The sequence below is a fragment of the Enterococcus casseliflavus NBRC 100478 genome (genome assembly GCF_001544095.1).
GTDB lineage: Bacteria > Bacillota > Bacilli > Lactobacillales > Enterococcaceae > Enterococcus_D > Enterococcus_D casseliflavus.
In genome coordinates, this window is the sequence record NZ_BCPT01000029.1 from 17,491 (window position 1) to 27,667 (window position 10,177).

Genomic DNA, 10,177 nt, shown 5'->3' on the forward strand with positions numbered 1-10,177 from the left:
GACCATTTTTTTGCAAAAAAAGATCGAGAAAACGAGAAAAAAACGACGTCTATTGGTAGAACCCTATGAATGAGTTTTTTACTCTATCTGCAGGGAGCCAGACCAATGGGCCATCGTCTTTTTTGTTTATCTGATCATCGCTCGTTGTTCATTGATCAATTCCTCATAAAATACTGCATTAACTGCATAAGCGTAGGCGTTTGCCCATAGCATCCCGATCATCAGTGCCAAAAAGCCGAGAATAAACCAACCAATCAATGATAACTGTAGCCAAATGTATTGACCCAGATGTGGACGCAAGAGCGCAAAGGCCACTTTAATTGACTGAAGAACCCCTAATTCCGGTTGATCATAGCGCAGATAGATTGCTAATTGAATCACACCAGTAACGACTTGTGACAAAAAGAAGAACAAAATGATGGAGAGAAAGGTCCCAATCACAAAAGCGACCGAGCCATTAAACATCGCCACATCAATAGAGATTCCCCGATTAAAATTGAATACCAAGTCCAAATATTGATTGAGTCCTGATAAGACAAACTGCGGCAAGAAAATCGCAAAACTCAAAAGATAATTTAAAAGCGCGCTCACTAAATTTAGTAGCAAAAACGGTACATACAGACGTTTATCAAAGACTAGAAAAATATCCGCCACCTTGATTCCTCTGCCACGAACCAGATAGAGTGCCATGATACTCAACGCTACCGAAAACGCAAAGAAGACAAAATTGTCCAAGATCAGATCGATCCAGCTCCCTGCATTGTTTGCACCAAAAGAAGTCCCAATACTACTAAAAAGCGAGCTGACCACCGCTTGTACCGCAACCGTCGCTAAAATACTTAAGACGAACGTTCCCCAGAATCCGCGCAAGGAGTTTTTGGCGGTCTCTCGAATCATTGTATTTGATCTCATAGACTCACCTTAGTAACTGCGCAATGCTTTAACGGTCTTATCGTCTAAGCGGCGAACCACTTCCGTTACAAGCTTGACTGTATTGAAGTAGTCATCCTCATGAATGACAGAAGTATGAGAATGCAGGTAACGAACTGGCACGGTAATAGCGATCGAAGGGACCCCATCACGAGTCAAATGCATTTGACCAGCATCGGTTCCTCCACCAGTGATCACGGTATATTGGAAAGGAATTTCCATCTCTTCTGCGACATCGATCACAAAATTCAATAATTTCTTGTGAGGAATCATGGAAGCATCGAAAATCAGGACTTGTGGGCCTTTGCCTAACACAGAATCCGCTTCTTTTGGTGTCATTCCAGGTGTGTCCCCAGCGGTGCCAGTATCTAGTGCGATAGCGATATCGGGATTCACTAAGTGAGTGCTTGTTCGCGCCCCTCTTAGGCCAACTTCTTCCATCACGTCACTGCCAGCAAACAAGCAGTTGGGATGTCCTTCTGCTGCCAAGGTTTCTAATACCCGCAGTGATACTGCCGTACCAATTCGATTGTCCCATGCTTTGGCTAATAAAAATTTGCTGTCGTTCATCCGTTTGTATTGGATATAAGGGGTGATCATATCGCCCGGACGGATCCCCCAGCCTTTGGCTTCTTCTTCACTTGAAGCGCCGATATCAATGAACATATCTTTGATATCATACGGTTTATTTCGAGTCTCTGGACTCAAGACATGGGGTGGTTTTGAACCGACGACACCGTGGATCAATTTGCCTTCATTGGTTTTGATCTCGACTTGCTGTGCCAGCATCACTTGCCCCCACCAACCACCAAGGGTCTGGAATTCAATAAAGCCTTTTTCTGTGATTTTAGTTACCATAAAGCCGACTTCATCCATATGTCCCGATATAAAAATTTTCGGTCCACCGCCATCACCAACATGTTTGGCAATGACACTTCCTAAACCATCAAAAAAGATATCTTCAGCAAAGTCTTTGGCATATTCTTTAAAGACTTCACGCACTTCCTCCTCATTCCCAGGAACCCCACGTGCAGTCGTTAGGTCTATTAAAAGCTGTTCTTCTTTTTTCTCCATCTTGCTTCCTCCTTTGTCTCATTGATTATGATTATACCATTCTCTTAATCTGGTGCCAGAGGGAAATACAAAAAGATTGGTTAAATGAAAAAACGATCCTCGTTTTGTAGTGATCCTCAAGATTAGATTTTTTGGTCTAACTTGTAAGGTTCGCTTCAATTCTAAGGATCGTTTTATCAAGAATTCAATCAAGTTTCAATTATTCGCAGACACAGCTTGACGGTAATCAAATAGGCAAATAGATAGACGACTGCTGCAACTGCCGCAAACAAATGAGCCACCCAATACCCAGGACTGTCGATGATTTGGGTGAAGGTATTGATGGCAAAGACGGCATGCAAGATCGCCAGTAGCGTACCTGGCATAAAAATCCAGATGTTTTGCCAGTAAACGAGTTTGCGTACTTCTTTTCGGGTGTAACCTAGTTTGGTCAATAATCGGTAATTGTGTTTCTCCCGCTCGGTATTTGAAAATTGCCGAACGATCAAACTGCTGGATGTCGTGATCAAAACGATCACACCTACAAATAATGACACAAACAAAACGATTCCTGCTTGCCGCCGCACGCCGCGCATCGTTGTAAAACGATTCGCTAAGGTCAGTCGATATGCGGTCATCTGGTTATTCTCACTGGTGGAATCTCGGGCAGTCTCTGGATAAAAACGCACGCTTTTTTGGTCATCGCTAAACTCATAGGTCAAAGGATGCGTCCACTCGATCGGCAGCTCTTCATCTAGCAGCTGAGTCAAGCTCTCCGTTTGCACCTTGTCTGTTTGTAAATAAGCAACGCTATAGGTGAAGCCCTCAACTTGCTGGTACGCATCATCTTGGATGACAAGGACATTCGGCAAGGAATAGCGCAAGGCAGAATCCCCAAAATAATCCTGTTCTGCTTGAATGAGTTTGAACGTATGTTGACTGCCGATTTTGACCTCATCGCGATAGGTGATAAACGAACGAGTCACATCGTATTGACTGTCAAAAAGCACCGCTTGTTTATCGGTACTCAGTTGAATCTCCGGGGCATCGGGAACCAGTTTTCGCAGACGCTGATAATCAGAAAAAGCGACCAGATTCACCATGATATTTTCAATATTTTCGTCTTGCAACTCTCCAAGGTAACGGGTTTGAACCGTCATATTGGTCATTTTATAGGGAATCGATTGTTCGGCAATAATCGGTGTATCGGCTTTTTCTAAAAGGTCCCGCAAGGTATCTGCCTGCTCTTCTGACACTTGAAAGGACGTTGGGTAAATGCGGTTCGTTGCTTGATAGTTTAATGAGATGACCCCCATCGTTCCCCCGATCAGGGAGATTGCGATCGCTGTGATGATCGTCAAAAGCGCATAGCTTTTCCACGTTCTTTGCAAGTAAGCCCGCACGTTATTGTAAGCAATCAGTTTCGCCCCTTTGATAAGACGTTTTTTCGGCTTGCTCAAAAAATATAACAATGCTGGCAAGGAGCAATCAAAAAAAAGATAGGTTGCCGTCACACAGCAAAACAGAATCAATAAAGGAATCCATAAAATTGCTGAAAAATCTTGTGTATACGTGATATAGTTGGTCCACGTTTCCCGCAAGGTCAAAGACAGATAGTAGCCTACCCCTAGTAGAATCAGACCTAGAACCCCCATTAATGAACGAAACGGGGTCATTTTCATTTTCTTGATCGGTAAGCGGTATTCAGTCTTGATCAGCTCACTCATTGGGGTACGCCATACAAAAAGGATCACTTGAATACTCAAAATAATCATCGCCGCGATAAAGACAAAAACCGTTGAAAAAATCGATTGGGGTGAATTAAAGAAATGACTCGTTAAATTCAAGCCCATCGCTCGAATCAAAATCATAGAAAAAAATTTCGAAAAAATAATCCCCATAAAGATGCCGGTCACTAAAGAGAAAAAGTTCAATAGAAACGTTTCCCGCAGCAACAGCCAAGCCAGACGACCTTGCCGCAGCCCCAAAAGCTGGTAAACACTGATTTCTTTTTGTCGCTGACTAAGAAAAAAATGATTGGCACTCAGCATAAAAAACAAAACGACAAAGGCAACCACACTGCTGCCGAATCCTAAAACCCCTTCAATGCGGATATCTTGCTGGACCCGTTGATTCAGCAGACGATCATTCATCAAGGCGTTAAAGGAATAAAAAATCATCACGGCGGTCATCATACAAATAAAATACACCATATAGTTGCGAAACTGCCGCAAGAAACTCCGCCAGCCGATTTTAAACAACATGGCGCGGACCGCCTCCAATCGTTGCCTGCATATCGATGATTTTTTCGAAAAATTCCTGACGCCCGCCTTTTTTGACGACTTCTGCAAAGAAGACACCGTCTCGGATGAATAAAATTCGGTTGCAGTAGCTGGCGGTGAAAGGATCATGGGTGACCATCAAGATCGTTGTTTTCTCTTGTTGATTGATTTGCGCTAAATACCGTAACAATTCTGTCGCCGCTTTTGAATCAAGGGCGCCAGTGGGTTCATCAGCAAAAAGGACCGCCGGACGACTAATGATTGCTCGAGCAGCAGCGACCCGCTGTTTTTGCCCTACAGACAATTCTTCTGGGTAGCGATCTAACAAGTGCTCGATTCCTAACAAATTGGCCGTTTGTTCAATGCGCTCTTGGGTTTCACTTACGGGCAAGCGATCAATGGCAAGGGGAAGCAAGATATTGTCTCTGGCAGTCAACGTCTCTAAAAGATTAAAGTCTTGAAAGATAAAACCGATCTGCTGACGACGAAAATCACTGAGGGCTTTTTCCGACATTCGGGTAATGTCTTTGCCATCGATATAGATCGAGCCTAAGCTAGGTCGCATGATTGAAGACAACAGATTCATCAAGGTCGTTTTCCCAGCGCCGCTGGGCCCCATGACCCCGACAAATTCTCCTTGATCCACTGCAAAAGAAAGGTTATCTAATACTTTGGTTTGATTGAAACGAGTGCCGTAACTTTTGGTCAGATGCTTCACATCAATCATATTTTTCACATAGAACCCTCCTTTAATAAAATTCTCTCCTTATGGTAGCATACTTTTTCATTGAATACTTCTGCTTCAAAACAGAGAAAAAATAAATTTAAAAAAGTTTTTTATTCATTATGTGAAACATGGAACAACCAAATCCTTAATCTTATCAGTTTTCTCAGAAAACACTCCAATGAATATACACCATATATTGTGTATATCCAATTTACCAACCCTTATTCACCACTATATATAGTTGCTCATTTCTACAATTTGTTTTATTATATTGAGGAAGATAAGGAGTGGTAGAAATGATGAACATTAAGAGAAATCCTGAGCAAGGGTTGGAAAGACAGTCCGCTTTGCGTCAGTTAAAAATCGTAAAACGTGATGGACGGCTTGTCGATTTTGATGATCAAAAAATTTACGATGCGTTAGTGAAAGCCCTAAGAAAAATCAACGGCGAGCTTTCTCCCATCGACCACGAAAAAATCACCGAGATCGTTGACAGTGTCGATCACGAGATCGCGGAACGTTTTCGTACGAATGTAAAAATCTATGAGATCCAAAATATCGTCGAGCATATCTTATTAGCAAAAAACGAGTATGCCTTGGCTGAAGAATATATCAACTATCGGACCCATCGTGATTTCGAGCGCAGCAAAGCCACAGACATCAACTTTACGATCAACAAATTGATGAATAAAGATCAATCGGTCGTCAATGAAAATGCCAATAAAGATAGCAATGTGTTCAATACACAACGTGATTTGACCGCTGGGATCGTAGGAAAATCGATCGGTTTGAAAATGCTCCCTCCTCACGTGGCAAATGCTCACCAAAAAGGCGACATTCATTACCATGACTTGGATTATCATCCTTACACCCCAATGACCAACTGCTGCTTGATCGATTTTAAAGGCATGCTGAATAATGGGTTTAAAATTGGGAACGCCGAAGTGGAATCGCCAAAATCGATCCAAACGGCCACCGCTCAAATCTCACAAATCATTGCAAACGTAGCATCGAGTCAATATGGCGGCTGTTCTGCTGATCGAACAGATGAATTATTGGCTCCTTTTGCTGAGTTGAATTATCAAAAGCATCTAAAAGATGCCGAAGAATGGATCGAGTCGCCTGAACGTCGGGAAGCTTATGCGAAGAGCAAAACGCGCAAAGATATCTACGATGCAATGCAAAGTCTAGAATACGAAATCAATACGTTATTCACCTCAAACGGACAAACGCCGTTTACTTCCCTTGGGTTTGGTTTAGGAACCAACTGGTTCGAGCGGGAGATCCAACGAGCGATTCTCCAAATTCGCATCAACGGGTTAGGCAGTGAGAAGCGTACCGCTATTTTTCCAAAATTGATCTTTAGTATTCGCCGTGGCGTCAACTTGGCCCCTACCGATCCGAACTATGATATTAAAGAACTGGCTTTAGAGTGTGCCACCAAACGGATGTATCCTGATATTTTGAATTATGATAAATTGGTTGAATTGACCGGCAGCTTTAAAGTGCCGATGGGCTGTCGTTCTTTCTTGCAAGGCTGGAAAAACGAACGTGGCGAAGAAGTCAATGTTGGTCGGATGAATCTAGGCGTCGTAACATTGAATATTCCTCGGATCGCCTTAGAAGCAAATGGTGATCAAGAAAAATTCTGGACGCTGCTGGAAGATCGTCTGCAAATCGTCAAGGATGCTCTTGTCTATCGGGTGGAGCGCTGTAAAGAAGCCAGCCCTGCGAATGCGCCGATCCTTTATATGTATGGGGCTTTCGGTGAACGTTTGGATCGCAAAGACAATGTGAATGAACTATTCAAAAACAAACGTGCTACTGTTTCTCTTGGATATATCGGTTTGTATGAAGCTGCTTCGGCTTTTTATGGTGGAACATGGGAACAAGATCCAGAAGCAAAAGCCTTTACCCTAGCGATCGTGAAAGAATTGAAAGCTCATGCAGATGCTTGGGGCGATGAATACGGCTATCATTTCAGCGTATATTCGACGCCTAGTGAAAGCCTAACTGATCGTTTCTGCCGCTTGGATACCGAAAAATTCGGTGAAGTTGAAAACATTACCGACAAAGAATACTACACCAACAGCTTCCACTATGATGTGCGGAAAAATCCGACACCATTTGAAAAACTTGATTTTGAAAAAGAGTATCCAAAATACTGTTCTGGCGGGTTTATTCATTACTGCGAATACCCAGTCTTGCAGCAAAATCCAAAAGCGTTAGAAGCGGTATGGGATTGCGCTTATGATCGGGTCGCCTATCTTGGAACAAATACCCCTATCGATCACTGTTATGAGTGTGGGTATGAAGGAGATTTCAATCCAACCGAACGGGGCTTCGAATGCCCACAATGCGGCAATCATGACCCAAAAAGTTGTGACGTCGTCAAAAGAACCTGTGGGTATCTTGGAAATCCTCAAGCTCGTCCAATGGTCAATGGACGGCACAAAGAAATTTCTGCCCGGGTCAAACATTTGCAAGAATAAACGAAAAAGGAGTGCTAGAATTCTTCTACACTCCTTTTCTTGAAGACCAATCCCTGTAATTCATGATAGAAAGAAGTTTTCTTATGAGAAATCCGAAACCTAAAGAATGGCAAGCCAAAGAATATAGCCAAAATTATATTGCTGATTACAAAGCCTTCAACTTTGTTGATGGTGAAGGCATTCGAAATAGTTTATACGTGAGCGGCTGTCTCTTTGCTTGTGAAGGATGTTTTAACAAAGCGGTCCAAAACTTTCGCTATGGTACACCTTTTACGCAAGAACTAGAGGATCGAATCATCGAAGATCTGCGGCATGATTATGTCCAAGGGCTGACCCTCCTAGGCGGCGAACCTTTCTTGAACACAACAGTCTGTCTGAAAGTCGTTGATCGGGTTCGTGCTGAATTTGGGCACAGCAAAGATATTTGGAGCTGGTCAGGCTACACCTATGAAGAATTGCTTTTGGAAACACCCGATAAATTGGAACTTTTATCCAAAATCGATATTTTAGTCGACGGTCGTTTTGAACTGAGCAAACGAAATTTAAACTTGCAGTTTCGCGGCAGCAGCAATCAACGAATCATTGATCTTGCTGCATCTCGGGAACAAGGAAAAGCGGTTATCTGGGCAAAGTGCAAAGATGCTGAAGCAAGCTACGAACAAATCAAAAAACAAATTTAAAAACTAAAAACACCGTGCATCTTGAGGTGACCCCAAAAGTTAGACCAAAAAATCGAACTTTTAGCGGTCACCTCTTCTTCCTTCAAAGATGATGCACGGTGTTTTTTTATGTTATATCAACTCAGTGACCAAGCTTTTTACAGGTACTTACTTGCTTCACGAATCGTCAAAGGCGCCAGACTTGTTTGATAGCGAAGCAGAAAGTCTTGGACCCACTGAGGATTCGTCTTGGCATAATCTCGTAAGCTCCAACCAATGGCTTTGTTGATAAAGAATTCAGAACTCCCCAAATTATTGACGAGGACCTCTTCAAGCAGTGGTTGATCCATCTGTTCTTTTTGCAGCAGTTGATGGAGTATTGCCACTCGCCGCAGCCAAAGATTTTCCTCAAGACTCCAGCGAAGCATTTCAGCTTTTAACGCTGGCAGTCGGCGAACTAGTTTTCTGACAACCTCACTTAGGGCGTCCACGCTATCCCACCAAGCTTTTGTTATGACTAGCTGTTCAATTTTTGCCAGATCGATGGCCGCTAGAAACGGCTCCATCACCACTAAATAATCAATCGCAAGGTATTGGTGTTCCCGATAGCTGCTTTGCCAACAATGATCGATAAAGTCCCAATCAACCGTTTTCGTTTGTTTTGCAGCTTTGAAGGTCGCTTTCTCCTGCTGGCGGCGCAACGGCGTAGGAATGCCTAAAAATCAAACTGATGCCGCATGTAGGCGGCCATTTTTTCACTTCGCTCCTGATTAGCTAATCCTGTCATCGTGTCATATACTTGATAGAGTGTCATTTTGCTCCTCCTCTTCAGCCTACTGCTCGTCAGATAGTTGCCATAAGGGCAGTACGATATTTTCATAGGTCAGTGGATCAAGATTTGTGACGGTGATCCCCAAAAGACGGATGCCTTTTTCCAGACCTAAAATTTCTTCCCAAATCAGACTTGCTTCGGAAAATAGCTGTTCTTTTTTATGAACATAGGTTGGCAAGGTCACTCGCTTGGTGATCGTAGAGTAATCACTGTAACGAACTTTCAACACGACCGTCTTGCCATGTTTTTGTGTGCGCTTCAGGGACCTTTCGACTTCTTCTGCGATAGCCCGTAACTGGCTCAATACTTGTTCTTCACTGGTTAATGGATTGCCGTATGTATGCTCTTTTCCAACTGATTTCCGTTCTCTGGTCACACTAACTGGGGAATCATGGATCCCTCTAACTTTCCGATACAAGGAATACCCCATTTTGCCAAATTCACGAATCAGCGCCATCTCACTCCAGCCATACAGATCAGCTCCTGTAAAAATACCTAACTCATGCATCCGCGGAACAGTTTTCTTCCCGATCCCGTGAAATTTATCAATGGGTAATTGTTGCAAAAAGGCCACTGCCTCATCTGGCATCACCACCGTCAATCCTCGTGGTTTATGATAATCCGAAGACAGTTTTGCCAAGAATTTGTTGTAACTGACTCCTGCCGAACAGGTCAGATGAGTCTCTTGCCAGATGTCTCGTTGAATCAAACGAGCGATCTTAATTGCTGAAGGACAATTGATCTTGTTGACTGTGACATCTAGATACGCTTCATCAATAGAAACTGGTTCGATGATGTCGGTGTATCGATGAAAAATTTCTCTGACTTGCTGGGACACTTCACGATACTTTTGATGATTTCCCGGTTTAAAAATCGCTTGCGGACAAAGCTCATAGGCTTTTTGCGCACTCATTGCCGAGTGGATGCCATATTGTCGTGCCAGATAATTGGCGGTCGTGACCACTCCTCGTCCGCCAGTATCACTTGGGTGACGGGCAATGACGAGGGGATGCTTGGCAAGCTCTGGATCATCCCGTTCTTCCACCGAAGCAAAAAAAGCATCCATATCAATATGAATAATTTTGCGGCTCGTATCATTTTTTAAGGGAAATTGTAGTTCCGACATCGTTGTTCACCTCACTTCTTATTATAAACGAACAGAGGTTCCCTATCAAGCAAGGAATCGAGGGAAGTACGCAAAA

7 protein-coding genes and 1 pseudogene are annotated in these 10,177 nt (G+C 43.2%); 2 read left to right on the forward strand and 6 right to left on the reverse strand.

Annotated elements, in window-relative coordinates:
* Positions 1-126: 126 nt before the first annotated feature.
* From ECA1_RS16115 to ECA1_RS16130, 4 genes are all read right to left on the reverse strand, one after another.
* Positions 127-912 carry a DUF975 family protein gene (locus ECA1_RS16115; RefSeq protein ID WP_230319135.1) on the reverse strand — a complete coding sequence of 262 codons (786 nt, stop codon included), beginning with the start codon at positions 910-912 and terminating at the stop codon, positions 127-129.
* Positions 913-921: 9 nt separating this feature from the next.
* Positions 922-2,004, reverse strand: a complete 1,083-nt coding sequence (locus ECA1_RS16120; RefSeq protein WP_010749523.1) for a M42 family metallopeptidase — start codon at positions 2,002-2,004, stop codon at positions 922-924.
* Positions 2,005-2,192: 188 nt separating this feature from the next.
* On the reverse strand, positions 2,193-4,247 hold the full coding sequence (locus tag ECA1_RS16125) for an FtsX-like permease family protein (protein WP_060793061.1): 2,055 nt from the start codon (positions 4,245-4,247) through the stop codon (positions 2,193-2,195).
* Positions 4,237-5,001 carry an ABC transporter ATP-binding protein gene (locus ECA1_RS16130; RefSeq protein ID WP_005229848.1) on the reverse strand — a complete coding sequence of 255 codons (765 nt, stop codon included), beginning with the start codon at positions 4,999-5,001 and terminating at the stop codon, positions 4,237-4,239. Before ECA1_RS16130 ends, ECA1_RS16125 begins: the two co-directional genes overlap by 11 nt.
* 287 nt (positions 5,002-5,288) lie before the next feature.
* Here ECA1_RS16130 and nrdD point away from each other — a divergent pair, with 287 nt between their 5' ends.
* The gene (gene nrdD / locus ECA1_RS16135; RefSeq protein WP_060793062.1) at positions 5,289-7,484 is read left to right on the forward strand and encodes an anaerobic ribonucleoside-triphosphate reductase; all 2,196 of its coding nucleotides are present in this window, start codon (positions 5,289-5,291) and stop codon (positions 7,482-7,484) included.
* A gap of 83 nt (positions 7,485-7,567) precedes the next feature.
* On the forward strand, positions 7,568-8,164 hold the full coding sequence (gene nrdG, locus ECA1_RS16140) for an anaerobic ribonucleoside-triphosphate reductase activating protein (protein ID WP_005229836.1): 597 nt from the start codon (positions 7,568-7,570) through the stop codon (positions 8,162-8,164).
* A 137-nt stretch (positions 8,165-8,301) separates the two neighbouring features.
* On the opposite strand, the pseudogene ECA1_RS16145 reads toward nrdG, so the two are convergent.
* Together ECA1_RS16145 and dinB are read right to left on the reverse strand one after the other, a co-directional pair.
* Positions 8,302-8,957: pseudogene (locus tag ECA1_RS16145) on the reverse strand (DNA alkylation repair protein).
* Between the two features lie 19 nt (positions 8,958-8,976).
* Entirely contained in the window at positions 8,977-10,101 is a 1,125-nt protein-coding gene (gene dinB / locus ECA1_RS16150) for a DNA polymerase IV (RefSeq protein ID WP_005229832.1), read from the reverse strand.
* Positions 10,102-10,177 lie beyond the last annotated feature (76 nt).